Annotated in this window: 23 protein-coding genes; 10 read left to right on the forward strand and 13 right to left on the reverse strand. The window is 68.0% G+C overall.

What is annotated here, in order from left to right; translation table 11 throughout:
- Positions 1–51: 51 nt before the first annotated feature.
- Entirely contained in the window at positions 52–261 is a 210-nt protein-coding gene (locus tag AC5WS7_RS25250; protein ID WP_495957041.1) for a hypothetical protein, read from the forward strand.
- Here the strand turns inward: AC5WS7_RS25250 and AC5WS7_RS25255 are convergent.
- Complete coding sequence (locus tag AC5WS7_RS25255; protein ID WP_495957042.1) at positions 258–1,238, reverse strand: AraC family transcriptional regulator ligand-binding domain-containing protein; 981 nt, start codon at positions 1,236–1,238, stop codon at positions 258–260. The genes AC5WS7_RS25250 and AC5WS7_RS25255 overlap by 4 nt on opposite strands.
- 195 nt (positions 1,239–1,433) lie before the next feature.
- Here AC5WS7_RS25255 and AC5WS7_RS25260 point away from each other — a divergent pair, with 195 nt between their 5' ends.
- Complete coding sequence (locus tag AC5WS7_RS25260) at positions 1,434–1,814, forward strand: VOC family protein (protein ID WP_495957043.1); 381 nt, start codon at positions 1,434–1,436, stop codon at positions 1,812–1,814.
- Between the two features lie 3 nt (positions 1,815–1,817).
- Here AC5WS7_RS25260 and AC5WS7_RS25265 read toward each other — a convergent pair whose 3' ends face one another.
- Entirely contained in the window at positions 1,818–2,561 is a 744-nt protein-coding gene (locus tag AC5WS7_RS25265) for a helix-turn-helix domain-containing protein (RefSeq protein ID WP_495957044.1), read from the reverse strand.
- Positions 2,562–2,708: 147 nt separating this feature from the next.
- Here AC5WS7_RS25265 and mscL point away from each other — a divergent pair, with 147 nt between their 5' ends.
- Positions 2,709–3,212, forward strand: a complete 504-nt coding sequence (gene mscL / locus AC5WS7_RS25270; RefSeq protein ID WP_495957045.1) for a large conductance mechanosensitive channel protein MscL — start codon at positions 2,709–2,711, stop codon at positions 3,210–3,212.
- Positions 3,213–3,224: 12 nt separating this feature from the next.
- On the opposite strand, the gene AC5WS7_RS25275 is transcribed toward mscL, so the two are convergent.
- The 4 genes from AC5WS7_RS25275 to AC5WS7_RS25290 form a co-directional block, all read right to left on the reverse strand.
- Positions 3,225–3,956: a PP2C family protein-serine/threonine phosphatase gene (locus AC5WS7_RS25275; protein WP_495957046.1), complete on the reverse strand. Its 732-nt coding sequence runs from the start codon at positions 3,954–3,956 to the stop codon at positions 3,225–3,227.
- A gap of 132 nt (positions 3,957–4,088) precedes the next feature.
- Positions 4,089–4,847: an ABC transporter permease gene (locus AC5WS7_RS25280; protein WP_495957047.1), complete on the reverse strand. Its 759-nt coding sequence runs from the start codon at positions 4,845–4,847 to the stop codon at positions 4,089–4,091.
- A gap of 17 nt (positions 4,848–4,864) precedes the next feature.
- Positions 4,865–5,521, reverse strand: a complete 657-nt coding sequence (locus tag AC5WS7_RS25285; protein ID WP_495957048.1) for an ABC transporter ATP-binding protein — start codon at positions 5,519–5,521, stop codon at positions 4,865–4,867.
- A gap of 592 nt (positions 5,522–6,113) precedes the next feature.
- Positions 6,114–7,388, reverse strand: a complete 1,275-nt coding sequence (locus AC5WS7_RS25290) for a hypothetical protein (protein ID WP_495957049.1) — start codon at positions 7,386–7,388, stop codon at positions 6,114–6,116.
- A gap of 359 nt (positions 7,389–7,747) precedes the next feature.
- Between AC5WS7_RS25290 and AC5WS7_RS25295 the strand changes: the two genes are divergently transcribed.
- Positions 7,748–8,977 (forward strand): cytochrome P450 family protein, encoded by a 1,230-nt coding sequence (locus AC5WS7_RS25295; protein ID WP_495957050.1) that lies wholly within the window; start codon positions 7,748–7,750, stop codon positions 8,975–8,977.
- Between the two features lie 172 nt (positions 8,978–9,149).
- Positions 9,150–9,911, forward strand: a complete 762-nt coding sequence (locus tag AC5WS7_RS25300; protein ID WP_495957051.1) for a 3-hydroxyacyl-CoA dehydrogenase — start codon at positions 9,150–9,152, stop codon at positions 9,909–9,911.
- 114 nt (positions 9,912–10,025) lie between these two features.
- On the opposite strand, the gene aspA is transcribed toward AC5WS7_RS25300, so the two are convergent.
- On the reverse strand, positions 10,026–11,441 hold the full coding sequence (gene aspA / locus AC5WS7_RS25305; protein ID WP_495957052.1) for an aspartate ammonia-lyase: 1,416 nt from the start codon (positions 11,439–11,441) through the stop codon (positions 10,026–10,028).
- A gap of 229 nt (positions 11,442–11,670) precedes the next feature.
- Between aspA and AC5WS7_RS25310 the strand changes: the two genes are divergently transcribed.
- Entirely contained in the window at positions 11,671–12,588 is a 918-nt protein-coding gene (locus AC5WS7_RS25310) for an aldo/keto reductase (protein WP_495957053.1), read from the forward strand.
- Between the two features lie 39 nt (positions 12,589–12,627).
- On the opposite strand, the gene AC5WS7_RS25315 is transcribed toward AC5WS7_RS25310, so the two are convergent.
- The 4 genes from AC5WS7_RS25315 to AC5WS7_RS25330 form a co-directional block, all read right to left on the reverse strand.
- Positions 12,628–13,395 (reverse strand): 3-oxoacyl-ACP reductase, encoded by a 768-nt coding sequence (locus AC5WS7_RS25315; RefSeq protein ID WP_495957189.1) that lies wholly within the window; start codon positions 13,393–13,395, stop codon positions 12,628–12,630.
- A gap of 84 nt (positions 13,396–13,479) precedes the next feature.
- Positions 13,480–14,841, reverse strand: coding sequence for an aldehyde dehydrogenase family protein (locus AC5WS7_RS25320; protein WP_495957054.1), 1,362 nt, complete (start codon positions 14,839–14,841; stop codon positions 13,480–13,482).
- A 19-nt stretch (positions 14,842–14,860) separates the two neighbouring features.
- Positions 14,861–16,234, reverse strand: coding sequence for a glutamine synthetase family protein (locus AC5WS7_RS25325; RefSeq protein WP_495957055.1), 1,374 nt, complete (start codon positions 16,232–16,234; stop codon positions 14,861–14,863).
- Between the two features lie 435 nt (positions 16,235–16,669).
- On the reverse strand, positions 16,670–17,728 hold the full coding sequence (locus AC5WS7_RS25330) for a zinc-binding dehydrogenase (protein ID WP_495957056.1): 1,059 nt from the start codon (positions 17,726–17,728) through the stop codon (positions 16,670–16,672).
- Between the two features lie 84 nt (positions 17,729–17,812).
- On the opposite strand from AC5WS7_RS25330, the gene AC5WS7_RS25335 reads away from it, so the two are divergent.
- Positions 17,813–18,646 (forward strand): helix-turn-helix transcriptional regulator, encoded by an 834-nt coding sequence (locus AC5WS7_RS25335; protein ID WP_495957057.1) that lies wholly within the window; start codon positions 17,813–17,815, stop codon positions 18,644–18,646.
- Positions 18,647–18,672: 26 nt separating this feature from the next.
- On the opposite strand, the gene AC5WS7_RS25340 is transcribed toward AC5WS7_RS25335, so the two are convergent.
- Complete coding sequence (locus tag AC5WS7_RS25340) at positions 18,673–19,089, reverse strand: nuclear transport factor 2 family protein (RefSeq protein ID WP_495957058.1); 417 nt, start codon at positions 19,087–19,089, stop codon at positions 18,673–18,675.
- Positions 19,090–19,175: 86 nt separating this feature from the next.
- Between AC5WS7_RS25340 and AC5WS7_RS25345 the strand changes: the two genes are divergently transcribed.
- The 3 genes from AC5WS7_RS25345 (at position 19,176) to AC5WS7_RS25355 (ending at position 21,574) form a co-directional block, all read left to right on the forward strand.
- The gene (locus AC5WS7_RS25345) at positions 19,176–19,760 is read left to right on the forward strand and encodes a PadR family transcriptional regulator (protein WP_495957059.1); all 585 of its coding nucleotides are present in this window, start codon (positions 19,176–19,178) and stop codon (positions 19,758–19,760) included.
- 130 nt (positions 19,761–19,890) lie between these two features.
- Entirely contained in the window at positions 19,891–20,583 is a 693-nt protein-coding gene (locus AC5WS7_RS25350) for a DUF899 domain-containing protein (protein WP_495957060.1), read from the forward strand.
- Positions 20,584–20,677: 94 nt separating this feature from the next.
- On the forward strand, positions 20,678–21,574 hold the full coding sequence (locus tag AC5WS7_RS25355; protein WP_495957061.1) for an alkaline phosphatase family protein: 897 nt from the start codon (positions 20,678–20,680) through the stop codon (positions 21,572–21,574).
- Between the two features lie 600 nt (positions 21,575–22,174).
- On the opposite strand, the gene car is transcribed toward AC5WS7_RS25355, so the two are convergent.
- A complete protein-coding gene (gene car, locus AC5WS7_RS25360; protein ID WP_495957062.1) occupies positions 22,175–25,717 on the reverse strand; it encodes a carboxylic acid reductase in 3,543 nt (1,180 codons plus the stop codon).
- Positions 25,718–26,091 lie beyond the last annotated feature (374 nt).

The raw sequence follows: 26,091 nt of genomic DNA on the forward strand, positions 1-26,091 counted from the left end.
GTCCCGATTATTCGTGATCGACAGTCCGTAACTCGACGATTGGAGATTACCTTGCCGCAGCACACCGGGTGCCAGCACAACAGCGAGAGCGCCACGGCGTACGTCGTGGCCGCCCTCGAGGCGAAAGGCACCGCAACCCGCGACGATTTCGATGTACCCGCGATCGTCGCCGCAACCCACGCGATAGCGGAGAGCTGGGATTTCGATTCCCTGGAACGCACCACGTTCTGGGGAATCGCCGCGACCCACCTCAAATTCTAAGAGCCGGTGGTGGTTCCCGCCTCGATGACCGAACGCGCTTGCGCCGCAACGTTCCACCGCTGCGCGGCGCGACGGACCGAGGCGGCGTCCGCGTATCCGAGCAACTTCGCCTGCCGGGCACGGCTCACCGGGCCCGCGGCCGCGGCGCGCTGGAGCCTGGCGCGATCCAACTCCCGGCGCCAGGTCGTGCCGGCCTCGGTGAGCCTGCGCTGCAAGGTGCGCGGACTCGTGGCCAGGCGGCGAGCGACCCGTTCCAGCGAGACCTCGCCCTCGTCGAGCGCTTCGGCCAGCGCGGCGCCCACCCGTTCGGGCCAGCTCAGTTCCAGTGGCGGCGGTGGCGGCAGCGTTGCCGCCAGCGGTTGCAGCACCTCGGCCAGTACCGGATCGGCGGTGGTCAGCGGCAGATCCATATCCGCGGCCCGGAACGTCATCGCATCCAGCGGCGCGCCGAAATCGACAGTCGCCGTGCCGAATACGTCGCGGAAGGTACGCAGATCCCGTGGCGCGGACTGCCGCAGCGAGACCCGGATCGGATCCAGCGGCGCGTCCACGACGGCGCGAGCCCGGGTCAGCACGGCCACCAGGCCCCAGATCTGAGTCAGATCGCGGGCCCTGCCCTCGCCGTCGATCATGTCCAGCGTCAAGGTGGCCTCCGCCTCGTTCTCCTGGAGAAACTCGAAGCGGTGATTGCTGGTGACCGCGGTGACGTACGGGCCGCAGGTCGCGAATCCCGCCCCCACCGTGGGCGCACTGGTGAACAGATAGTCGTAGAGCCGCGTGGTCGACAGCTGGTATCGGCTCGCGATGTGCAGCGCGACGTCGGGATCGTCGAGCCATTGCTCGGCGATTTCCCAGAGCCGGCCGAAATGGTCGTTCGGTACATGTGTGCCGGGCCCGGTCATCGCCCAATCGGGCAGCCCGCATTCGCGTAGCAGCCGGTCACGATCCAGGCCGGCCTCGGCAAGTCGCGTAATCACAAATCGGTGCAATAGCGTCGAATCGGTCCCCATGCCCCTCCTGCCTACTGTTTCCCCGAAAAATCTTCCTGGAAATAGCTACTTGGCAGAGTAGCCGCAACGGCGGCGGCGTTTCGCATTACCAGCGGTACTTCTCGGCTCGGTGTCCGATTTGTTCAAGACGTCATCGCGGTCCCCGCCTTAGAGTCCGGATCCATGACTCTTCGACTGAATGTGATCGGCCTCGTCGCCGCGGATCTCGATGCCACCATGGCGTTCTATCGCCGTCTGGGACTGGAGTTCGGCGAGGTGACCGGAGGCCATGTGCAGGCCGGGCTACCCGGTGGCATGCAACTGATGATCGACACCGAGGACACCGTCCGTTCCTTCCACCCGGACTGGCAGGGGCAGCCCGGCCGGATCGGGCTGGCGGTCGAATGCGACGGGGTGGCCGAGGTGGACAAGGCCTTCGCCGAGCTCACCGCAGCCGGATATCGCGGGGAACTCGAACCGTTCGACGCGTTCTGGGGCCAGCGCTACGCCACCGTCCTGGATCCGGACGGGAACGCGGTCGACCTCTACGCACCGCTGGGCTGAGCACTACAACTGCACATCGGTGGGCAAAGCGCCCCGCTCCCGGGCGATCAACCGGGCCAGTGACGTCCCGGCCAGCTCGCGCACATCCCGCGCCAGATGGGCCTGATCGGCATATCCGGCGCGGAACGCGGTGTCGGCGAACGGAACTCCCGCACGGGCCAGAGCCAGCGCGCGTTGCAGTCGCAGCACCCGGCCGAGCAGCTTGGGTCCATATCCGAAGGCGGACAGCGACATTCGATGCAGACGACGCTCTCCCAGGCCGAGCGACTCGGCGACCGCGGCCACCGAAGCGCCCTGGTTCAGCCGCCGCACCACCGCGCGTAACGCCGGATCGGCCGGAACACTCTCGGCGGCAACGAGTCCGGCGATCCGGTCGAGTCCGGTCATGGGATCGGTAGCGGCGGCGAGGATCTCGGCCAGCGCACGCACCCGCGCGGGCCGCCACAGCTGGTCGAGATCCGCGCGGCGGTCGAGCAGCTCGCGCGCCGGCACCCCGAGCAGTGCGGGCGCGGTGCCGGGGAAGAACCGGATTCCGGAGATTCGCGTTCCGGGCGGGGCGGTGGTCGGATAACCCCGGGTGTCCGGCCCCGCGACGACCAGCCGCCCGCCCACCCAGAGCAGATCCATACATCCGTCCGGCAGGACCGGAGCGTCGTCGGCCGGGCCGATCGCTCGCGTCCACACCGTCGCGCCGAGGACCGTCCGGGAACGCCGTTCCCGGTACCGCGGCGGCGGGTGGATCTGCACCTTCGACACATTACGCGGCGCCCTACTTCGGCCGTGTTCATCGCCACACGCATCGGGGAGCGTCCGGTGGCGCCGCGTACGGACCAGTAGACTGCCCGGGACTTTCCGGAGGGAAGAAAGCTAGTTCAGATTGGGGTCAGCACCACCATGTTCAAGGGTTTCAAAGACTTCCTGATGCGCGGGAACGTCATCGACCTGTCCGTCGCCGTCGTGATGGGTACCGCGTTCACCGCGATCGTCCGGTCGGTGACCAAGGGCATCGTGGAACCGCTGCTGGCGATCTTCGGCAGTAACAGCCAGCTCGGGCTGGGTTTCCAGCTGGTGCCCGGCAAACCGGCGACCTTCATCGCGATCGGGCCGATCGTCAGCGCCGCGATCGACTTCCTCATGGTCGCCGCGGTGCTGTACTTCGCGCTGATCCTGCCGATGAACACGCTCAAGAAGCGCTTCGCCAGGGGCAAGACCAAGGAACTCGTACCCACTCAGGAAGAACTGCTGGCCGAGATCCGCGATCTGCTCGCCGCTCAGGCGAGCGGGAAGTCCGAGGACTCCGAGCCTTCCGGGGACTCCGAGCGCTCCGGCGATTCGGAACGCGCCGATGATTCGGCCGCCGACACCCGCCGCGTCACCGCGAAGAGCATCGCCGACTGAAATCCCGTCCCGTCACCCGCAGCCGACCACCAGGGCCGTGGTGTTGTCGCTGCCGCCGGCCCGCAGCGCGCCGTCGACGAGAGCCTCCGCGGTGATCGCCGGAGTGGCGCAGACGGCGAGCGTCTCCTTGATCTCCGCCATCGCCAGCGGTTTGTGCACACCGTCGGTGCTCAACAGGAACCGGCCGTTACTCGACCCGGTCGTGGCGCGGCCGATGGCCTCGGGAGCGACCGTGCGCGCCGACGTGGTCACCAGATGTTCGAAGCGCCGCGCGGGAGTCCGGCCCAGGGACCGGAAGTATTCCGCGGCGGTGTGGTCGGTGGTGATCTGATGCAGTACCCGGCCATTCCACCGGTAGGCGCGGCAGTCGCCGACCCAGGCGATATCGCAGGGCCCGCCGTCCGACGGCAGCACCGCGACGACGAGCACCGCGTCGGCCTCCTTCTCCGAGAACTGCCGCAGCAATTCCGCTTGCGCCGCAAGGATTCCGGCCGCGGCCCCGGCCTGCGTCGCGGCTCGCGCGGCCGCCGCGGCGACCGTGCGGGCGGCGCGGGCGGCGAGCAGGTGATCTCCGACCCCGTCCGCGACGACGAACGCGTTGTTCCCGGTGGCCGGATCGGTCCAGCTGGACACGGCGTCGGCATTGAGCGACCGCAGGCCTCGCCTGCTCACCGATGCACCCGCGACGCCCGCCACCCGAATCAGCTCCCGACGGGAAAACGCGGCGGTAACTCCACTGTCCACGGCCGCCTCCTTGGGTTCAGCTCACCCCCCGCTGCCTGTCGGCAGCTACTCCAGTAAACCGCGCATATCCAAGGACAGCACCAGATCCGGCTGTGTGATTCCTGAGAACCGGACGACCAGCATGTTCTGTGGTCACCCCGGCAGGGTGATCAGCCGTTGGGCGTCGTCGAACAGCGCGCGCTCGGCGACCCGGGCGGCGGCCAGTGCGGCCAGCGATGCCGCGGCGAGCAGCATGTACATCACCACGATCTGATAGCGGATCGCGGTGAGCGGTTCCACGCCCGCCAGGATCAGGCCGGTCATCGCGCCGGGCAGGCTGATCAGGCCGACGACCTTGGTGGAATCGATACCGGGCACGAGCGCGGTGCGCAGCGCCGACCGCCGGTAGGGCAGGAAGGCGGTGCGGGCGGGCAGGCCGAGACACAGGCTCGCCTCGATCGCGGGACGAGCCGCCACGGCGTCCTCCCGCAGGCGGCGCAGGGCGATTCCGGTCGCCTGCATGGCTCCGGAGACGATCATCCCGCCGACCGGGACCACCACCCGCGCCTGAGTCGAGATGACCTGCAACGCGATCAGTGCGCCGAGGGTGATCACCGTTCCGAACGCGACTCCCGCGGTGGCCGCTCGGATCGCGTGCGGCAGACCGGCGCCGCGCCGGCCCGCGACCTGGCCGGCGATGCCGATCATCAGCACCACCCAGGCAAGCGCGCCGGGCAATCCGGTGTGCCGGAACAGAACCAACAGGATCGCCCCGACCGCGACCAGTTGTATGACGGCCCGCGCGGCGGCGATCAGCAGCTCACGCGTCAGATGTAACCGCTGCCGGTACGCGATCAGCGCGGCCAGGGCCACCAGCGCCACCGACGTGCCGACGCCCTGCCAGTTCGGCACCGAAAGTCCTTGTACCATCAGGCTTTCCGATCGTCGTGCGCGCCCAGAGGGGACAACCCGCCGCTGCCCAGCAGCAGGACGTCGTCGGCGACCCGGCCGACGAATCCGCTGTCGTGGCTGACCAGTACCACCGATCCGCCGTCGCGGGTGTGCGCGGCGATGAGGTCCGCGACCGCTCCCGCGGCGGCCTCGTCCAGAGCCGAGGTCGGCTCGTCCAGAATCAGCGCCTGCGGGCCGACGGCCAGCTCGCGCGCCAGGCAGACCCGTTGCGCCTCACCGCCGGACAGCTCGCCGCAGCGCCGATGCAGGTACGCCGGCGGCAGCCCGGCTCGGCGCAGGAGTTCGGCCGCCTGCTCGTCGGTCAGCTCGGGACGGCCCACTCGCAGTTCGTCGGCGACGACGTCGGTCAGCAGCGTCGGCTGTTGCGGAACCAGTCCGACCCTGCGCCGCAGATCCAGGACGTCGAGTTCGGTGATCGGCACATCGTCCAGCAGGATCCGCCCGCTGGTCGGTTCGGCGAGCCGATTCAGCAACCGCAACAACGTGGTCTTGCCGACCCCGCTCGGCCCCACCACCGCGGTACACCGACCGCCCGGCAGCCGGACGCTGACGTCGGCGAATATCGTGGTCGACCCGTATTCCACGCCGACTCGCTCCAGGACGATGCTGTGCACGCCACCACCCTGCCGCACCGGGGCACATAACGCACCGCAACCGACACGACCGCGCCGTCACCCGTGACCGGACGAACAACCACGCCCTGCCCACCACCTCACCCGCGACTCACAACAGCACGCTGTCAAACCGATCCCGCACGAACGACTCCACACGCACCTCGCCGCACGGGCACACACCCGCAACCACACAACCGCGCTGCCATCCGGGACCCGACGGACAACGCACGCCTTGCACACCACCTCACCCGCGACTCACAACAGCACGCTGTCAAACCGGTCCGCATGAACGACTCCACACGCACCTCGCCGCAGGGACATACACCGCAACCGCACCACCGCGCTGCCATCCGGGAGCCGACGGACAACGCGACACACACTCCGCCCCGCCCGAGGCCACGACTCCCCCGAACGCACCGCCGACCGTGCCGGGACGAACGACCCACCGCGCCGCACCGATATCCGAACGCGCCGCTACACCGCCGGACGAGGTGGAGCGCAGTACCGGCCCACCCGGCCAACGCTGATTCACGCCTCGAACCACGAACGCGCTGCCATCCGGAACCGGATGGCAGCGCGTCGCGGAGTTCGGTCAGTCCTCGCTCAACGAGGAGGCGCGCTGCTTGCTCGCGCGGGCGCGCCGACGCTCGGCGCGCAGTTCGGCGAGTTCCTGTTCGAGGGTTTCGGCGATCCGGAACTGGCCGGTGTCATAGCCGTTGAGCGGATCGTCCTGCGCGGCATCGGGGTCCGCGCCGTTGGTCGCGGATTTGCCGTTGGCGCCGGACTTTCCGTTCTTGGCCGCCGAGCCGTTGATGTCCGAACCGCTCAACCAGGCGTCGTTGGCGCGGTAATCGCTGGTGACCGTGGAGTCGTCGGCGACCGAGGACCGGAACGAGGCGACCGGATCGTCCGCGTCCACCGTCGAGGGCTTGTCCGAATCCCCGGTCCTGGAGTCCATCCGGGCGGCGTCCTCCGCCGAGGTGGCCTCACCGCCGGGCAACGCCATCAACGCACCGCTGGGCCGGGTGACATCCGGCGAGACGTTCTGCCGGAAGAAACTCACGAAGGTCGGCATCGTGCGCCGGATCTGCTCCGAGGGATCGGGCAGATCGCGGACCTGTTCGGTGGCGTGCGCGATGGCCAGTCCGTAACGCGAGCTGGCGGCGTGGTGAATGAGCAGCGCGACACCGATCATCACCGGCGCGACCGCGTGCACGCCGACGTCGTACCAGCGCCCCGACCTGATGTAGGGGTAGGTGTTGAGCCCGACCGTCAGCGACAACAGGGCCAGTTCGGCGATGGCGACCTGCTTGCGGCTGTCCAGGATGCCCCACTCGGCCACCTTGTTGGTGCCGATCATGATGATGACCAGACACACGCTGATCATGCCTTCGAGCAGGTAGCTGAACCAGTACAGCGGATCGGTCGGACCACCGGGGGCGATGTTGTGTTGCACGTTGACCGCCGACCACAGCATGCCCGCCGCGACCACACCGGCCAGTGCGCGCAGCGACCAGGCCCGATGCCGGTACAGCGACGCGAGTTTGGCGTGCGGACTCGATTCACGCCGCTGCGCGGCGAGCGCCCGGCGGGCGAGCAACAGATCACGCATGTCAGCCTTCGCGATCTTCTGGGAGGTTGTCCTGGCTTCGTCGGAGGCCGCGGCCGCGGCTTGGACATGCTTCCAGCGTTGGTCGCGCTCGGCCTCGCGGATCTTTTCGGCTAGTTCACGTTCGGCGCGCAGCTCGTCTTCGGACAGGGCCTCGGTCAGCGCGGGGTCGAACTGATAGGCCAGCCGTCCGCGGGCATGCTCGACCCGCTTCGCCAGATGCGTGACATCGTCTTCGCCCGAGTGCTCGATGGTCATCGCGCCTCCAAGCGTGTGAGATGCTGCGGCAGCCAAGGGGTCACGGTTGGTAGCGGCACATAGCATTAATAGTCGATAGACCGCCCATGGCGAAACCGCAAGTTAGCCAACAGGCGCAATTTCTCGGCGTGGCGCGCGCGACACGCGCAGAAGACCGGTGCGCCCGAGCATTCCGAACTGGACCACCGACCCGGAACCGGACGGTACCGAACGCACGGCTCGTCCCGTTTCGCGTCCGTCGTCGTGATCGCTTGCGCCACAGCCTGTCCCGGTACTCGCGAGTAGCTTGGTTGGGGTGGGGCCGACAGCCGCACAGGGAGCGCGATCGAATCCCGATCGCAGGAGACAGTGAGGACATCGTGGTCGAAACCGAAGCACCCGCGCCGGCCGAAACAGTCGGCGATGATTTTTTCGCCGACCCGCACGCGTACTACCGCCGCTGGCGCGAACGAGGACCGGTACTGCGAGTCCGATTGCCCCGGACGGGCATATCCGGCTGGGTCATCATCGGATACGACGAGGGGCGCGCCGCGGCCACCGATCCCCGGCTGCGCAAGAACGTTCCGGGCCTGCGGGCGATCTTCGAACGCAAAAATCCTGCGGCTCGGGCGAATCCGGGCGCCTTCGATCTGTCCGCGCACATGCTCAACAGCGATCCGCCCGATCACACCCGGCTGCGCAAGCTGGTCAACAAGGCCTTCACCGCGCGCAGCGTGGCCGCGCTGCGCCCGCGCATCCAGGAGATCACCGACGGCCTGCTGGACGCGATGGAGGGCAGCGACGAGGTCGATCTGATCCAGTCCTTCGCGGTCCTGCTGCCGGTCACCGTGATCTGCGAACTGCTGGGCGTGCCGTTCGATGATCGCGAGGACTTCCAACGCTGGACCAAACTGCTGATCGGCGGCGCGGCCACGACCGACGAGGAGGTCTTCGCCGCCGGTTCGGACATGTCGCGGTATCTGCAACGGCTCGTCCAGTCCAAACGCGAAGCGCCCGGCGAGGATCTGCTGTCCGGACTCGTGCACACCAGCGACGAGGACGACGATCGCTTCACCGAGCAGGAACTGGTCTCGATGGCCTTCCTTCTACTGGTCGCCGGTCACGAGACGACGGTGAATCTGATCGCCAACGGAACCCGGGCGCTGCTGCACAACCCCGACCAGTTGCGCGCTCTGCGCGAGAATCCCGACGGCGTGCCCGCGGCGGTGGAGGAATTCCTGCGCTACGACGGCCCGGTCGGCTGGGCCACCGTGCGGTACACCGAGGAGCCGGTGCGGATCGCCGGGGTGGAGATTCCGGCGGGCGAGCTGGTGTACATCGCGCTGAACGCGGCCAACCGTGATCCCGAGCGCTACGCGGATCCGGACACGCTGGACGTCACGGGCGACGCGAGCGGGCATCTGGCCTTCGGGCACGGGATCCACTACTGCGTGGGCGCGCCGCTGGCCCGGCTCGAAGCGGATATCGCCTTCCGGACGCTGCTGCGCCGGTTCCCGGATCTGGGCCCCAGCCCTGCGGCGGCGAACCCGATCTGGCAGCCGAGCTTGCTGATCCACGGGATGACAGCCTTCCCCGTCCGGCTCACGTAGGGGGCATACGGATAACAAATTCCTTCCGTTCCCCGTAACACAATTACGCTCACCTGCCACAATACTGCCAGGACTGTAACATGTTCCACCTGGTGGTATAGCGAAGCTGTATTTACTTCTTTGCCGTGCGGCGGTTAATCTCGAGCGGACGCAGAGCAGAAGGGAACGTCATATGCAGATCAGTAACGCGGTCGCCGTGGTGACCGGTGGCGCGTCGGGCCTGGGCCTGGCGACGGTGAAGGAATTGCACGGCCAGGGCGCGAAGGTCGTCATCATCGACCTGCCCTCCTCCAACGGTGAGTCCATCGCCAAGGAGCTGGGCGAGGGCGTGGTGTTCGCGCCGGCCGACGTCACCAGCGAAGAGCAGGTGTCCGCGGCGCTGGATGCCGCGCAGGCGCTGGGCACGTTGCGGATCGCGGTGAACTGCGCGGGCATCGGCAACGCGATCAAGACCGTGAGCAAGAAGGGCGCGTTCCCGCTCGATGCGTTCACCAAGGTCGTGTCGGTGAACCTGATCGGCACGTTCAACGTGATCCGCCTTGCCGCCGAGCGTATTTCGGCCACCGAGCTGGACGGTGAGGAGCGCGGTGTCATCATCAACACCGCCTCGGTCGCCGCGTTCGACGGTCAGATCGGCCAGGCCGCCTACTCCGCGTCCAAGGGCGGCATCGTGGGTATGACGCTGCCGATCGCGCGTGATCTGGCGAGCGTGAACATCCGCGTGGTCACCATCGCGCCGGGTCTGTTCCACACCCCGCTGTTCGAGTCGCTGCCGGACGAGGCGATCGCGGCGCTGGGCGCGCAGGTGCCGCATCCGGCGCGCCTGGGTGATCCGGTCGAGTACGCGGCGCTGGCCCGGCACATCGTGGAGAACCCGATGCTCAACGGCGAGACCATCCGCCTGGACGGCGCGATCCGCATGGCGCCGCGCTGAATTCGGCGCCGATCCGCCGGCGATGACGCGGGGCCCGGTCCGTATCCCCCACGGACCGGGCCCAGTCGTTCGTTCGGGCGCGCAATGCGCTCGCCCGCAACGTATTCGCCGGTCTCAGACGACGACGGGCTTGACCCCGGCGACCAGTTCGGGCCGCAGGATGTCGGCGAGCCGCTCGGGCGGCAGCAGGCCCTTCTCCAGCACCAGTTCGGCCACGCCGCGCCCGGAAACCAGTGCCTCCTTGGCGATTTCGGTCGCGGCGAGATATCCGATATACGGGTTCAGCGCGGTGACCAGGCCGATGGAATTCTGCACCATCGCGCGGGTGACCTCGGCATTGGCGGTGATCCCCGAGACGCACCGTTCCGCCAGGGTGCGGCAGGCCGCGCTCAGATGCACCATGCTCTTGGACAGCGAGTGCAGGATGATCGGCTCGAATGCGTTGAGCTGCAACTGCCCCGCCTCCGCGGCCATGGTGATCGTCATATCGTTGCCGATCACCTCGAACGCCACCTGGTTGACCACTTCGGGGATCACCGGATTCACCTTGCCGGGCATGATCGACGAACCCGCCTGCACCGCGGGCAGATTGATCTCGTTGAGCCCCGCGCGCGGCCCCGAGGACAGCAGGCGCAGATCGTTGCAGGTCTTGGACAGTTTCACCGCGATTCGCTTGAGCACACCCGAAAGCTGAACGAACGCACCGCAATCCTGGGTGGCCTCGATCAGATTGGTCGCGGTCACCAGGGGCAACCCGGTGATGGCGGCCAGATGCCCCCGCGCGGCTTCCGCGTAGCCCTCCGGGGCGTTGAGCCCGGTGCCGATCGCGGTGGCGCCCAGGTTGATCTCCTCCATCAACACCACGGCCTCGGCCAGGCGGCTCTGATCCTCCTCCAGCATCACCGCGTAAGTGGAGAACTCCTGGCCGAGCGTCATCGGCACCGCGTCCTGCAACTGGGTGCGGCCCATCTTCAGCACGTCGTGGAATTCGGTCGCCTTGTCCGCGAACGCGTTGCGCAGCACCGTCATCGAGTCGAGCAACTCGCGCACCGCCAGGATCGTCGCCACCCGCACCGCGGTCGGATACGCGTCGTTGGTGGACTGGCTGAGGTTGACGTCGTCGTTCGGATGCAGGTGCGCGTACTCGCCTTTGGCGTGCCCGAGGATCTCCAGCGCCCGGTTCGCGATCACCTCGTTGGCGTTCATATTGGTCGAGGTGCCCGCACCGCCCTGGATGACGTCCACGATGAACTGCTCACGCAGCCGGCCCTGTTCGCGGATCTCCCGGCAGGCCGCCGCGATGGCCGCGGCCTTGTGCGGCGCGAGCAGACCGAGTTCCTCGTTGGCGCGCGCGGCGGCCTCCTTCACCGCGGCCAGGGCGGTGATCAGATGCGGATACGCGGCCAGCGAGGTGCCGGTGATCGGGAAGTTCTCGCTCGCGCGCAGGGTGTGCACACCCCAGTAGGCGTCGGCGGGAACGTCGCGGTCCCCGAGCAGATCGTGTTCGCGGCGGGTCACGGCGGTCGTCATCGTGCGGGTATTCCTTCGCTGGAACGGAACGCGCCGAGGCCGGAAGGGTACCGCGGGCCACGGCGCATCCCATAGGTTTCGCGCCGGTCGGCGCTCGGATGACCCTACGCCGATCGTGAGGTATATGCCACCATTTACTGGCATATACCAAATTTCGTTGGCCCATAGACAGCTGGTGCGGCGGGTGAGACTACTGCTTCGGCCGTCCGGGGTGACTAGGGTGGTGGCCATGTCCACCGACTCACGTCCCGCCACCGCCTCCGGAACCTTCACCCTCGGCGGCGATCTGCCCATCCATCGTCTCGGCTACGGCGCGATGCAGATCACCGGCCCCGGCGTGTGGGGCGAGCCGAAGGACCCGGACGAGGTGGTGCGGCTGCTACGGCGCGCGGTCGAACTCGGCGTCAACTTCATCGACACCGCGGATTCGTACGGCCCGTTCGTCAGCGAGACCCTGATCCGAAAGGCCTTGCACCCCTACGCCGATGACGTGGTCATCGCCACCAAGGCGGGGCTGACCCGGCCCGGCCCCGACGTGTGGCTGCCGCTGGGCCGCCCCGAATACCTGCGCCAGCAGCTGGAATTGAGCCTGCGGCACCTCGGGCTCGAGCGCATCGATCTGTATCAGCTGCACCGGATCGACCCCAAGGTGCCGCTGGCCGATCAGATCGGCGAGCTGGTGGCATTGCAGAAGGAAGGCAAGATCCGGCACATCGGCCTGTCCCAGGTCACCGTCGCGCAGCTGGAGGCCGCGCGCAAACTCGCCACCATCGTCTCGGTGCAGAACCTGTACAACCTGGCCGACCGCACCTCCGAGAAGCTGGTCGACCACTGCGAGGCGAACCAGATCGCCTTCATCCCGTGGTTCCCGATGGCCACCGGTGAACTCGCCCGCTCCGGCGGCCCGCTCGACGACATCGCCAAGAATCACGAGGCCACTCCGTCGCAGCTGGCGCTGGCCTGGTTGCTGCGCCGCTCGCCCGTGATGCTGCCGATCCCGGGCACCTCGAGCGTCGCGCATCTGGAGGAAAACGTTGCGGCGGCGACCGTTTCGCTTTCCGACGAGGACTACGCGGCGCTGTCCGCGGTGAGCGCACCGCCGAATTCCTCGGGCGGCGGCGTGTCGCGACTGTTCAAGCGGCGCTGATCGAATCCTCGTGCGGGCGCGGAATCCACGACTCCGCCCTCACAGCGGCGTCACGTACGCGCCCGCGATCCCGCCGTCGACCAGGAATTGCGATGCGGTGATGAAGGAGGAGTCGTCGCTGGCGAGGAAGGCGACCGCGGCCGCGATCTCCTCCGGCTCGGCGAACCGGCCGAGCGGGACGTGCACCAGACGCCGCGCCGCGCGTTCGGGGTCCTTGGCGAACAGCTCACTCAGCAGCGGAGTGTTGACCGGCCCCGGGCACAGCGCGTTCACCCGAATTCCCTGGCGCGCGAACTGGACTCCGAGTTCGCGACTCATCGCCAGCACGCCGCCCTTGGACGCGGTGTAGGAAATCTGCGAGGTGGCCGCACCCATCACCGCGACGAAGGAGGCGGTGTTGATCACCGATCCCCGGCCGCGCACGAGCATCTGCTCGATGGCGTACTTGCTGCACAGGTAGACCGAGGTCAGATTGACCTGCTGCACCCGCTGCCAGGCGTCCAGGCCGGTGGTGAGAATCGAATCGTCCTCCGGCGGAGAGATTCCCGCGTTGTTGAACGCGATATCGAGCCCGCCGTAGACCTCCACCGCCGTCCGGAAGAGCGCCCGCACCTGCGCCTCGTCGGTGACGTCGGTACGCACGAAACGCCCGTCGACCTCCGCGGCGGCGGATTCGCCGGCCGCGGCGTCGATATCGGCGACCACCACCCGCGCGCCCTCCTGCGCGAAGCGGCGGACGGTGGCCAGGCCGATACCGCTGCCACCGCCGGTGACGACGGCCACGCGATCCTGTAAGCGCTGCACGATGACTCCTCTGCGAACGAGCCCCGGACGTTCCGAGGCGGTGAGGTGAGGTGAGGTGAGGTGAGGTGAGAATGCTGCCCGATCGGGCTAGTCGGTCGCGATGAAGACGTTCTTGGTCTCGGTGAACGCGCGCGCGGCATCCGGGCCGAGTTCACGACCGAGACCGGATTGCTTGAATCCGCCGAACGGCGTCCAATACCGCACGGAGGCATGCGAATTCACCGAAAGATTCCCGGCCTCGACCCCGCGCGAGACGCGCAGTGCCCGGCCGACGTCGCGGGTCCAGATCGAACCGGACAGCCCGTAATCGGTGGCATTGGCCAGCGCGATCGCCTCGGCCTCGTCCTCGAACGGCAGCACCGCCACGACCGGGCCGAAGATCTCCTCGGTCGCGATCGGATCGGACGCGCTGCCCGGCAGCACAACCGTTGGCGGATACCAGAATCCGGGCCCGGACGGATTCGTGCCGGTGTACGCGACCGTGGCGGCGGCGTCCACGAAGCCGGCGACTCGTTCGCGGTGTTCGGCCGAGATCAGCGGGCCCATCTCGGTCGATTCGTCGGCGGGATCACCGACCCGCACCGCCCGGACGGCCGGTTCCAGCAGTTCGAGGAACTTGTCGAAAACACTGCGCTGCACCAGAATTCGCGATCTGGCGCAGCAGTCCTGCCCGGCGTTGTCGAACACTCCGGCGGGTGCGGTGGCCGCGGCCGACTCCAGATCGGCGTCGGCGAACACGATATTGGCGCTCTTGCCGCCCAATTCCAGCGTGACGCGTTTGACCTGCCGCGCGCATCCCGCCATGATCTCCCGGCCGACCTCGGTGGATCCGGTGAAGACCACCTTGCGCACGGCCGGGTGGGTGACGAACCGCTGCCCCACCACCGCGCCCTTTCCGGGCAGGACCTGGAAGACATCCGCGGGCAGACCCGCCTCGAGCGCGAGTTCACCGAGCCGGATCGCGGTCAGCGGGGTCAGCTCGGCCGGTTTGAGGACCACGGTGTTACCCGCGGCCAGCGCCGGCGCGAATCCCCAGCCGGCGATCGGCATCGGGAAATTCCACGGCACGATCAACCCGACCACTCCGAGCGGTTCGCAGAAGGTGACGTCCACGCCGCCGGGCACCGGAATCTGGTTGCCCAGCAAGCGTTCCGGCATACCCGCGCAGTAGTCGAGCACATCGCGGACGTTCCCGGCCTCCCAGCGCGCGTTAGCGATGGTGTGCCCGGAGTTTGCGACCTCGAGCCGGGCCAGATGGTCCAGATCGGCGTCGACGGCCGCGGCGAAACGACGCAGCAGCCGGGCCCGATCGCCCGGTGCGACCTCGCGCCAAGATCCGGCCGCCGCGGCCGCCCGCTCGATCGCGGCATCGGTCCGCGCGAGATCCGTCGATTCCACCGTGGCCACGGGCCGTTCGGTGGCGGGGTTGATCACCTGGACGGTTGTCACCGCTGACACTCCTTTCGCCTCAGAGCCGTTCGAAGCCGCGCACGCGTTCCCAGTCGGTGACCGCGGCGTCGAAAGCGTCCAGTTCGACCTGCGCCGCGTTCCGGTAGTGCCGCACCACGTCCTCGCCGAACGCGGCCCGCGCCACCGCGCTCTCGCCGAACAGTTGCGCGGCCTCGCGCAGCGTACCGGGCACGCGCGGGCGCTGCGACCGGTAGGCGTTGCCGTGGAATTCGGGCTCGAGCGGAAGACTGCGCTCGATGCCGTACAGGCCGGCCGCGATCAGGCCGGCCACGGCAAGATACGGATTCACATCCCCGCCGGGCACCCGGTTCTCCATCCGCAGCGACGGGCCGTTGCCGACCACCCGTACCGCGCAGGTGCGGTTGTCCCGGCCCCAGGCCACGGCGGTCGGCGCGAAACTTCCCGAGACGAATCGCTTGTAGGAGTTGATGTTCGGCGCGTACAGATAACTGAACTCACGCAGGCAGTCCAGCTGCCCGGCCACGAAGTGCCGCATCAGCGCCGAGGGTTCGCCGTCCTGCTTCGCGAACACCGGCCGATCCTGCTCGTCCCGCAGGCTCAGATGGATGTGGCACGAATTACCCTCGTGCTCATCGAATTTCGCCATGAAGGAGATGCTGCGGCCCTCCTGGGCGGCGATCTCCTTGGCGCCGGTCTTGTAGATGCTGTGGTTGTCGCAGGTGGTCAGCGCCTCGTCGTAGCGAAAGGCGATCTCGTGCTGGCCGGGGCGGCATTCGCCCTTGGCCGACTCGACATACAGTCCCGCGCCGGACATCTCGGCGCGGATCCGGCGCAGCAGCGGTTCGATCCGGGCGGTGCCGAGCAGCGAGTAGTCGACGTTGTACTGATTGGCCGCGGTGAGATCGCGATAACCCGAGCGCCAGGCCGCCTCGTAACTGTCGTCGAAGACCAGGAATTCGAGTTCGGTGCCGACGTAGGCGCGTAAACCGTGCTCCGCCAACCGATCCAGCTGCCGCAACAGCACCTGCCGCGGCGAGACCGCCACCGGCACGCCACCGGGTATGCCCGTCGCGTCCACCTGGACGATATCGCACAGCACCAGCGCGGTTCCCGGCCACCAGGGAACCAGCCGGGCGGTACTCATATCCGGTCGCAATGCGAAGTCGCCGTAGCCGGTGTCCCAGGAGGACATCGCGTATCCCTGCACCGGCGTCATCTCCACGTCCACCGCGAGCAGGTAGTTGCACGCCTCGGCGCCGTGGGCGAGCACCTCGTCCACGAAATACCGTGCCGAACAACGCTTCCCCTGCAACCGCCCCTGCATGTCGGTCACCGCGACCAGCACGGTGTCCAACGCCCCCTCCTCGGCCAACTCGACCAACTCGTCCACACTCAACAGCCCCGTGCGCATCCCGAACCCCTCTCAGCGTCGACCCGCTCACGCTAGAGGAACCCCGCCGCCTCGTCCCGCCGAACACGCGATCACGCACCACACCTGCACCGACACCAGCCGCCGCCCAGCAGAAACCACGGCGGCCCACCAGCACCGCGGCTGGGGTCGGGCACGCGTACCGACCTGAGCGGACATACCAGCGCCGCCGCCGAGTGGAATACGGGGTCACAATCCATATCCGCGACGTCCGCCACCGCGCGGCGAGCTTCTTCGTGCACTCGTCGACCGGACCGACGGCCCGGCCGCCGAGCACGATGCGCGGACTCCGCCCCCGGTTCGGCCGTGCTGTCGAGGCCGCGCCGGATGCGGTGGCGATGGGCGGCGGCCGGTCGATCCACCACGACTCACTGCAGGCCACCCCCTCGGCCGCAGCGTTTTTCAGTGACGAATCGCTCAGGGCACCAACACGACGACGCTCGGGCCGTGCGCGTCGGCCGCAGCCGACAGTGCGGCCGCGGGGTCGGCCAGGCCGACCACGGTGACGTCCAGCACGGACAGGTCCAGCACGCCGTGCCGGATCATCGACCACACCTCCCGCACCGTCGAGTCGTGAGCCATCCACGAGCCGCGCACGGTCAGCCTGCGGTGCATCAGGTCGTGATACGGAATCGGCAGTTCGTGGCGCACTCCGCCGATCAGCACCCACGTCCCGTCGATCCGGATCGCGTCGTATCCGGCCATCGTCGGCTCCGGACCGGGCACCATGCCGAGCGTGTCCAGCACCGCGTCCAGAGGTCCGGCCGCCGCGCGGATGGTCTGCCCGTCGGCCGTGCGGTCACCGGACAGCGGCACCGTCAGCACGCGCGGATCGATGGCCGCGAGGGCGTCGAGCGTCGTGCGATTGCGGCCGACCGCGACCACCGCGGCCGCACCGCGCGCGAGGGCGACCAGGACCGCCGCCGTACCGAGTTGCCCGGTCGCGCCGATCACTCCGACCGTGTGACCGGGGCGAACACCGGCACGTTCGACTCCCTCACCGGCGATGGCCAACCACTGCAGAAAGGCCAGTCGTTCGGGTGCGGGATAGGCGTCCGCGCCGGGCAGCGCGACCAGGGTGCGCTCGGGTTGCAACGCGCGCTCGGCGAACATGCCGTTCCGCCAGACCTCGCGCATGCGGTCCGTGGTCGGCGTGGCCCGGCCGTCGCCGCCGATCCCGGTCCAGCCCAGCAGCACCTCTTGGGGGTCGTCGGTGCGATTCGAGCGGAACATCGCGTTGGCGGCGACGATATCGCCCGGCTGCACCGCGAACACGTCGTCGGCGGTCTCGGTGACCCGCGCGATTCCGCAGGGCCCCAACACGATCGGAGTCGGGAAGCCGCCGCGCTGTCCGGCCACGAGGTTCCCGGTGTACGCGGGAATCATCGCGGCGAGCACCTCGAGGGTGGCCCCGCCGCCGCGCAACCGCGGTTCGGGGACGTCCGCGAGGTTCAGGCCGCTGTCGAGTGCTGTCATCTGCCATGCCTTCATGCCCTCTAGTCCACCGCTGGTCCGGCGTGGTATCCAGAACTGCGTGATCGTGGAACCGGGAGTACCAGCATGAGCGGCACGGCGAACGTCCGCGTGAGCGCCGATGCCCGCCGGTCGCGGACCGCGGCCCGACGTCGCGAGCTCGGCGCTTTCCTGCGCGCCCGGCGCGAACGCACCAGTCCCGCGGAGGTCGGGCTGCCCGGCTCGAACCGCCGCCGCACCCCCGGTCTGCGGCGGGAAGAGCTCGCGGTGCTGTCGGGCGTGAGCACGACCTGGTACGCGTACCTCGAGCAGGGGCGTGATGTGAACCCCTCGGACCAGGTGCTCACCGCCATCGCCGATGCCCTGGGTCTGTCCGGAGACGAGCGCGCCCACCTGCGCGCCCTGGCCGACGACACCGGCGGGTCGGCTCCCCCGCCTCCCGCGGAGACACTGGCCCCCGAGGTAGCCGCGATCCCCGCCCTTCTGTCGCCCGCACCCGCGTACATCACCGGCGCGACCACCGACGTTCTGGCCTGGAACGACGCTGCGGCGCAGCACTTTCCCGGCCTGCTCGGCCAACCCGATTCCAGCACACCGAATTTGGCGCGCTGGGTGTTCCTCGACCCCGCCGCCCGGCGGACCCTGCTCGACTGGGCCGAGGTCGCCCAATCCGTTCTGGCCCGCCTGCGCACCAACGCCGGCCGACATTCCGGTGACGCTCGATTCGCCCGTCTGGCAACCGAACTGCGCGATGGCAGCGCCGAGGCGGCCGCCTGGTGGCCGCGCTACGACATAGCCACCAGCCATTCCGGGACCAAACGCCTGCGCCACCCCACGCGCGGACCCCTCACCCTCACCCACGCCTCGTTCGCCGTGACCGATGCTCCGGACCAGATCCTGGTGGTCTACTCCGTACCCTGATCGCATCGGCCGGACGAAACGAAACCTCAGGCCCGCACGGCATCCGGATAGAAGCTGCGCCCCTGCACGCCTCCCGACACCGACCACACCTCGACGATCTTCCCCTCCTGGAAGCGCAGGATGTCGGTGCCGCTGAGATTCAGCTCACCGTCCGGTCCGGGTCGCCGCGCACCGTACGGCCGTGCGATCAAACCCGTTCGCGCACTGTCGATCTCGATGACGGGTAGGCCCTGGGTTTCGTAGCGCAGGCCCGGCCGCTCGGCCCGGAACCGCGCGATCTGCTCGACGAAAGTCCGCGGATCGTGAATCTCGTCGTACGCCGTTGCTCCGGGCTGGGCGTATCGCAGCGTCAGTTCCGGGGCCAGGATCTCCTGACCGAGCGTGAGATCGCCACTCCACAGGGCCGTCCACTTGTCGAACAGCTCGATCGCGAAGTCTCGCATGATTCCTCCAATAGTCTCATTGATACGATATCGCTGAGACTAACTTATAGTCTCAGCGATACGGTGTCAACGGACAGGGAGACGCGATGCCCGAACCAGGACCGCAGGACCACGTAGTGCTCGGCCTCGTCGCGCGCCACGGCCCGCTCACGCCGTACGACCTCAAGGCCAGGGTGGAGGAGAGCATCGACTATTTCTGGCCGATCCCGCACGCGCAGCTGTACCGGATCCCCGCACGCCTGGCCGAACAGGGCCTGCTGCGCGAGGAAGCCGAGGAGACCGGCCGGCGCCGCCGGGTGTTCCACCTGACCGACGCGGGCCGCGCGGAACTCGAACGCTGGCTCTCCGAACCGAAATGCCCACCCGCCGAGACCCGCGACCCGGCCCAGCTCAAACTCTTCTTCGCCGACCTCGGCGCCCCCGAGGACGTGATCGCCCTGGCCGACGACCAGGCCGCGCGGCACCTGCACTGGCTCGACCAGTACCGCGCCCTGCAGGCCGAGATCGACCCGGCCGACAGCGTCCGTGCCGAATCCCGCTCCCGCATACTCGAACTCGCCATCAAACACGAACAGGCCTACGTCGACTTCTGGGAAGCTCTGGCGCGCAACCCCACCCGATCCCCCGCGGCCGGTCGTGCGACATCGGCAGATCGGCGATCCACGCCCTGACATGAACGACAGTCGGTCGACCCGGGGCCGGCCATGGCGGAAGCGGGCCCCGGCACACCGATGAATTCCACGGGCGGGCGGCGTCTACCTCTACAACCCGCACGCCGTGGACCCGCCCAGGGAGGACTCAATGAGCACCGAAGCACTGCCGCCCGTCGTCGACGCCGAGACCTGGCAACGCGAACTCGACGCGCTGCGTATCCGGGAGAAGGCCGCGACCCGCGAACTCGACGCGATCGCCGCCCAACGCCGCCGCCTGCCGATGGTGGAACTGCCCGATTACACACTCCAGGGAGAACAGGGCCCGATCCGGTTGGCGGATATCTTCGAGGGCAGATCGCAGCTGATCGTCTACAACCACATGTGGTTCGAGGGCGAGCAGTGGCAGTGCCCCGGCTGCACCGGATTCACTTCGCAATTCACGCGTCTGGAATTCCTGGACAACTACGACGCCCGTTTCGTCATCGTCACCCAGGGCCCGATCGACGAGGCGCTGGCCTACAAGCGCCGCGTCGGCAACAAGATGTCCTGGTACTCGACCGCGAACAGCTCGTTCGGCGCGGACGTCGGCGCGCCCCCGAACAGCGGCTTCGCGGTGAACGTCTTCCTGCGGCACGGCGACACCGTCTACCGCACCTGGCACACCAACGGGCGCGGCACCGAACAACTCGCCCACACCTTCCCCCTCATCGACATCCTCCCCTACGGCCGACAGGAAGAATGGCAGGACTCTCCCGCGGGCTGGCCCCAATCCCCCACCTACAGCCGCTGGTCCAGCGCACAGGACATCGCCGCCGCCTACGGCGAGCCGGACAATCGCTAACCGGACCGATTCGAGGTCATCACACCCCGTTCGATGAACGGTTACCGGTGGGCACTACTGTGAGCGGCGTCTCGCCGACCCGTCAGGAGTGCCGATGCGTGGGATCCACGGAATTGCTCGACTGATATCCGTCCTCGCCGGGACGGTGACGCTGGGGAGCGCCGCCGCCCTGGTCCCGGTGGCCGCGTCCGCGGCGGTGCCGAGATTCGATCACATCGTGCTGGTGATGTTCGAGAACGTCGGATTCGATTCGATCATCGGCAGTTCTCGCGCGCCCTACTTCAACCACCTCGCCGACAATGGCGCGCTGTTCACCGACGCGCACGCGCTCACCCACCCCAGCCAGCCGAACTACATCGCGTTGTTCTCCGGCGGGACGCGGGGCGTGACCGACGACAGCTGCCCGCACAATCTCACCGGCCCGAATCTGAGCACCGAACTCGCCGCAGCCGGACGCTCCTTCACCGGATTCGCCGAGTCGATGCCGGCGCCCGGCTACACCGCGTGCACCGGCAGCAACGGCCGATACGCCCGAAAACACAACAGCTGGGCGAACTTCGCCGACGTACCCGCGGCCGCGAACCAAACCTTCGCCGCCTTCCCCCGCGATTACTCGCGCCTGCCCACGATCTCCTTCGTCAGCCCCGACATGTGCAACGACATCCACGACTGTCCCGTCCCGACCGGCGACACCTGGCTGCGCAACAACCTCGGCGGCTACGCCGACTGGGCCAAGGCCAACAACAGCCTGCTGGTGGTGACCTTCGACGAAGACGAGGGCACTCGCGCCAACCACATCCCCACCATCTTCTACGGAGCGGGCGTCATCCCCGGCCGGTACAACCAGCACATCGACCACTACTCGGTGCTGCGCACCCTCGAAGACGCCTATGCCCTGCCGCCCCTCGGCGAATCCACCCGCGCCGCCGCGGTCACCAACATCTGGGGCCCCGCCGCCGGTGGCCTACCGGTGCCGACCGGCTCACACTGATCCGCCTGCACGTCGCTCGCCGCAACGTTACCCGACGCACGAAATCCCTTCCGCAAGAACACATCCGGCGACGATACCAAACTACTTTCATCGCAAGGCAATCCGTACCAGCGGCTCACGGACGACCGAACCGTCGACGCGAAACACGTTCGGCGACATGGTCTTCGAGAGTGGCCCGAAAGAACGAAGTCACCAACGGCGGACTGGCCGAAACCACGGGCCGACGCTGGCGGCGACCGGCTGCGGCTCTCGGGTTGCCCGCGGGTGCGCCCCCGACCGACAGCGGCAAGCTCGAGCACGATGCATATGGCGAATTCGTCGAAGGTGCTCGATCATTCATCAGACAGCCACTCCGGTCCGGAAGCGACGGCGAACAGAAGCCGGGTCCGGACCGTCGGCCAGTAGGGGCAGCAGGTAACCCACGCCCGGCACGGCGAGCGCGAGCACCACAGTCAGCGCCGGGCACGCCGCGTTCCCGATCAACTGCTCCTCCCGCCTCGGCCGCGGCCACCCCGTGCGGATCGGCCCGGCGCAGCGTGACCGCCGGGCGCGGTGACGAATGTTCGCCGACGCCACGCCCTGACCAGCGCTTCGCGCCGACTACGACACCGAGGCACCGGCTTCGAGCAACCCCAGCTGCCGCAGATCGGTGACGTACTTGTCGATCAGCGGCTCGGTCAGGTGCGGCACATCCTGGGTGCGGTCGATCGCGACGGATTGCACTGCGGCGCGGAACTTTTCGGCTGGCATGGGGGTTTTCGGCATCGGCGGCGCGGGCCTGGCGTAGGCGCTCAGCAATGGCAGGACCGAGTTCTTGCGCTGGTTCTCCGGCAGCGCCTGCAATGCCGCCTCGAATCTGCTCAGCCACTCGTCGTAGTTGTCGATCCGGTCGATCCGGTTGCCCGCCGCGCTGAGCCAGTCGACGAACGTGTCCAGGGATATCCCGTCGTCGTAGGTGTTGAGCACGTTGTAGGTGCGGTATTCGTCGGTGATGACCCCGCCCAGGGCGGTGATCGCCGCGGCGGTGAAGTCCGCCGGCAACCCGTCGTAATGGGCTCGCTGCGGGTTGCCGGCCTGGTCGAGCTGATAGAAGGACCGGGGCGCGATATGGGTCGTCACGAGACTCAGGACCAAGCGGGTGAACATATCGGCCACGTTGAGCTGGCCGGAGTAGCGGCTGTGCGCCAAGATCATGTCCGACCGGAATACCGCCACCGGCAACCCACACAGATCGTGCGCGCGGCGCAGCAGCACCTCACCGGCCCATTTGCTGGTCGCGTAGCCGCTGGCGTACGAGGTGTCCAGGGGCCGGGACGGACTGGCCGTGCGCACGTCCGCGTCCTCGCCGATGAAGCCGCCGTCGGGCAGCGCGGCCACCGCCACGGTCGAGATGTAGTCGATCGCCTTGAGCCGCTTGGTGATCGCCAGCTCGATGATTTCGGCGGTGCCCACCACGTTCGGACCGAACAGCTGACTGTAGGGCAGCACGTGATTGACCATCGCGGCCGCGTGCACGATCAGGTCCACCGACTGGGTCAGGCGGTTCCAGGTGTGGCTGTCGAGACCGAGGTGGGTCGCGCCCACGTCGCCGACGAGGACCTCGAGATGTTCGTCGGCCAAGGCGCGGAAGCGGGCGGACAACTCGGCATCCCCGCTGTCGATCGCGGACTCGATGCGCTGCCGCGCCGCGATCGGATCGGCGCCGCGGGCCAGGCAGATCAGCGTTCCGCCGACCTTCGCCAGCCGTTCCAGCCACTCCAGGCACAGGAAACGACCGAGATATCCGTTGGCGCCGGTGAGCAGGACCGTGGTCACCGTACGGGCCGGCGCAGCGAGCTCGGATGCGGCAACCAGCGTCTCGGCGTCGATGAACTTGTCCAGCGTGAGGTCGGCCGCGAGCGCGGCGGTGGCATCGCGGCCGTGCACCGAGGCGAACGTGGGCCGCGCCGAAGCCGAAGTACGTTCGCCGTCGACATAATCCGCGATAGTGGCCAGTGTTGCCGTGGGACCGATGATCGTCTGCACCGGCACCTCGATGTGATAGATCTGCTCCAGCAGCGAGCCGAAGGAGAATGCCGAGAGCGAATCACCGCCGAGCTCGATGAATCTGGCGTCGGCCGGCATGCCCGCTGCGCCGGCCTCGGAGCCGAGCGTCACGAGAGCGGCCCGCCGAACGGTTTCGATCGTCGGCAGTTCCCTGGCATCGGCGCGTAGCTGGTCTATCCGATTCTCTTGTCCCGCAGCGATATCGGCGTACATCGCGGTCAGCCGATCGCCGTAGCGGGCCTTCAGCGCCGGGCGCAACAGCTTGCCGATCCCCGACAGCAGGCCGTTGGCACGGGTGAACGGCTCGGGTTCCAAGAGGAACGCTCGCGGGATCTCATAGCCGTTGAGGCGATTCTCGGTTGCGATGTGCTGCAACGACTCCGAGATGAGCGTACGGGCGTCGCCGTCTCCGATCGCGTCGAAATTCGGCACGACCACCGCCAGCAGGAACGATTGTTCGCTGCTGCCGTAGACGAATATCTGCCGGATGTACGGGCTCGCTGCGTATTCGGCCTCGAGTTTGGACACCGCGACGAACTCGCCTTGCGACAGTTTGATGACGTTGTTGCTGCGGTCGAGGTACACCAGGTGATCCGGCGCGGTCTCCGCCATGATGTCGCCGGTCTTGTAGAAACCGTCCTCGTCGAATATCTCGGTGGTCAGCTCGGGATGCTTGTAGTAGCCGGGAATCAGGCTGGTCGACTTCAGATACAGTTCGCCGCGCGGGTGCGGCCGATCGGTGGTGAGGTACCCGAGTTCGGGAACGTCGACGAGCTTGTAATCGGTCACCGGCGGACGCATGATCGTCCCGCTGCGCATGATTCCGCCGCCGTTCTCCGTCGAACCGTAGCCGTCGCTGACCGGACAGTCGAGCAGCGACTCCATGAACGCGTGCATCTGCGCCGACAACGGCGCGCTGCCGCACATCGCCGACACCACGCGGCCACCGAAGAAGTCCTGGCGCAGTGCGGATTTCACCATCTCGTCGAGGATGTCGGAGCTGTGCCCGTCGCCCGCGGACTGATCGAGCTCTTTGCGATAACGCTGAAAGATCATGTCGCACACCCGCGGAACGAGATTGAGCGCGGTGGGGCGAACCAGCCCGATGTCCTCGAACAAGGTGGACATGTCGCTCTCGGCGGCGAAATAGCCTATGCCACCGGCGGATAGCGTGCTGATCAGCCATGCCAGTCCGTATACGTGGCTCAGTGGCATGTACTGCAGGTGAATCGCCGGGATCTCGATGCCGATATCGAGCGAGGGGCTGTGCGGACGCAGCCACAGTCGCGAGACCAGGTCGACGGTGTACATCGCCCCTTTGGGCGTGCCGGTGCTGCCCGAGGTGTAGATCAGGGTGGCCAGCGGGTCCTGGCCCGCCGCGGGGGCGAACGCCGGCGCCGGCGGCAGTCCGCGCCCGGCATCCAACTCCTGCCGCAGCGGTATCACGTCCACCGCGCGACCGGCGTCGGCCAACCGCATCGTGGCCGACCGGAAACGCTCGTGCTGCTCGTCGTCATCGCTGCGGTAGTCGAAGACCACCAACCGCTCGACCGAGGACGAGCCGAGCACCACGTCGACCGCGACGTCCACCGATTCGACGCTGGCGGCGAAGATGCGCGGCTCGGTCTCGGCGACTATCGGCGACAGCCGGGCTGCCGTCGAACTGGTCTGCAACGGTACGAATACCGCGCCCATGCGGATGCACGCCAGATTGATCAGCGCATAGTCGATGCTGGTGAAGCCCAGCACGGCGACGAAATCACCGGCACGAAAGCCGCTCGACCGCCACGAGTTGACCAATGCGACAACCCGGTCGCGCAACTGGCCGTAGGTGATCGTGTCGAACCCAGACAGCAACGTGGTGCTCTGCAACCCGGTGGCCTCGTCCCGCCTCACCTCACGCGCGCGCTGTCCCAACGCCGGCCGCTCGGCGTACCCGTTCAGGTACTCGTCCACCACTTCCCACAGCCCGAGCCCCGGCCGCTGCGCGGCCTCTGCCACGTCCGGCAGCGGCGCCGCGGCCCGAAATTGCGGATCGGTCGCATACAGCCGGTCGACCCGGCGGCTCAACCGCTGGACTAGCTCGGTTTCATCCATGATTCCTCGCCTCGCTGATTCGCTCACTGATCGCCACATAGCCGTCAGGCACTCGGCTACAACTCCGGCCCCGACCGCACCCGAAGCCCGACAGCTCGTCCATCACCGAGCCAAGCACGAGGTCAGAGCAGTTACGTCCCACCTCCAGTGAAGCTCCACCGAGCCACCTCTTCAATGGCCAGAGGTCACGACCATGCCGATAGCTGAGGCCGACCGCACCCACCGGCAGCCGTCCCGGGAACACGATCTCCCCGGCATCGCGGCGGTCCGGGCGAAGCGCTGCGGCAGCAGCCGGACCATTGCGGCGGAGCTGGCGAAATGCGGGCACGGAGGCCGTCCAGGCGCCGGAAAAGCCCCTCACCCACAGGGCAGAT

This window comes from Nocardia sp. PLKS1-43 (genome assembly GCF_059510335.1).

Coding starts and splice junctions, on each gene's coding strand:
- AC5WS7_RS25330 (WP_495957056.1), bottom strand. CDS start 17,728: ATGACAGCACTCGACAGCGGCCTGAACCTCGCGGACGTCCCCGAACCG.
- aspA (WP_495957052.1), bottom strand. CDS start 11,441: ATGACGACCGCCGTGACCCGCCGCGAACACGATCTGCTCGGGGACCGC.
- AC5WS7_RS25310 (WP_495957053.1), top strand. CDS start 11,671: ATGTCCACCGACTCACGTCCCGCCACCGCCTCCGGAACCTTCACCCTC.
- AC5WS7_RS25335 (WP_495957057.1), top strand. CDS start 17,813: ATGAGCGGCACGGCGAACGTCCGCGTGAGCGCCGATGCCCGCCGGTCG.
- AC5WS7_RS25290 (WP_495957049.1), bottom strand. CDS start 7,388: ATGACCATCGAGCACTCGGGCGAAGACGATGTCACGCATCTGGCGAAG.
- AC5WS7_RS25300 (WP_495957051.1), top strand. CDS start 9,150: ATGCAGATCAGTAACGCGGTCGCCGTGGTGACCGGTGGCGCGTCGGGC.
- AC5WS7_RS25325 (WP_495957055.1), bottom strand. CDS start 16,234: ATGCGCACGGGGCTGTTGAGTGTGGACGAGTTGGTCGAGTTGGCCGAG.
- AC5WS7_RS25345 (WP_495957059.1), top strand. CDS start 19,176: ATGCCCGAACCAGGACCGCAGGACCACGTAGTGCTCGGCCTCGTCGCG.
- AC5WS7_RS25260 (WP_495957043.1), top strand. CDS start 1,434: ATGACTCTTCGACTGAATGTGATCGGCCTCGTCGCCGCGGATCTCGAT.
- mscL (WP_495957045.1), top strand. CDS start 2,709: ATGTTCAAGGGTTTCAAAGACTTCCTGATGCGCGGGAACGTCATCGAC.
- AC5WS7_RS25340 (WP_495957058.1), bottom strand. CDS start 19,089: ATGCGAGACTTCGCGATCGAGCTGTTCGACAAGTGGACGGCCCTGTGG.
- AC5WS7_RS25355 (WP_495957061.1), top strand. CDS start 20,678: ATGCGTGGGATCCACGGAATTGCTCGACTGATATCCGTCCTCGCCGGG.
- car (WP_495957062.1), bottom strand. CDS start 25,717: ATGGATGAAACCGAGCTAGTCCAGCGGTTGAGCCGCCGGGTCGACCGG.
- AC5WS7_RS25350 (WP_495957060.1), top strand. CDS start 19,891: ATGAGCACCGAAGCACTGCCGCCCGTCGTCGACGCCGAGACCTGGCAA.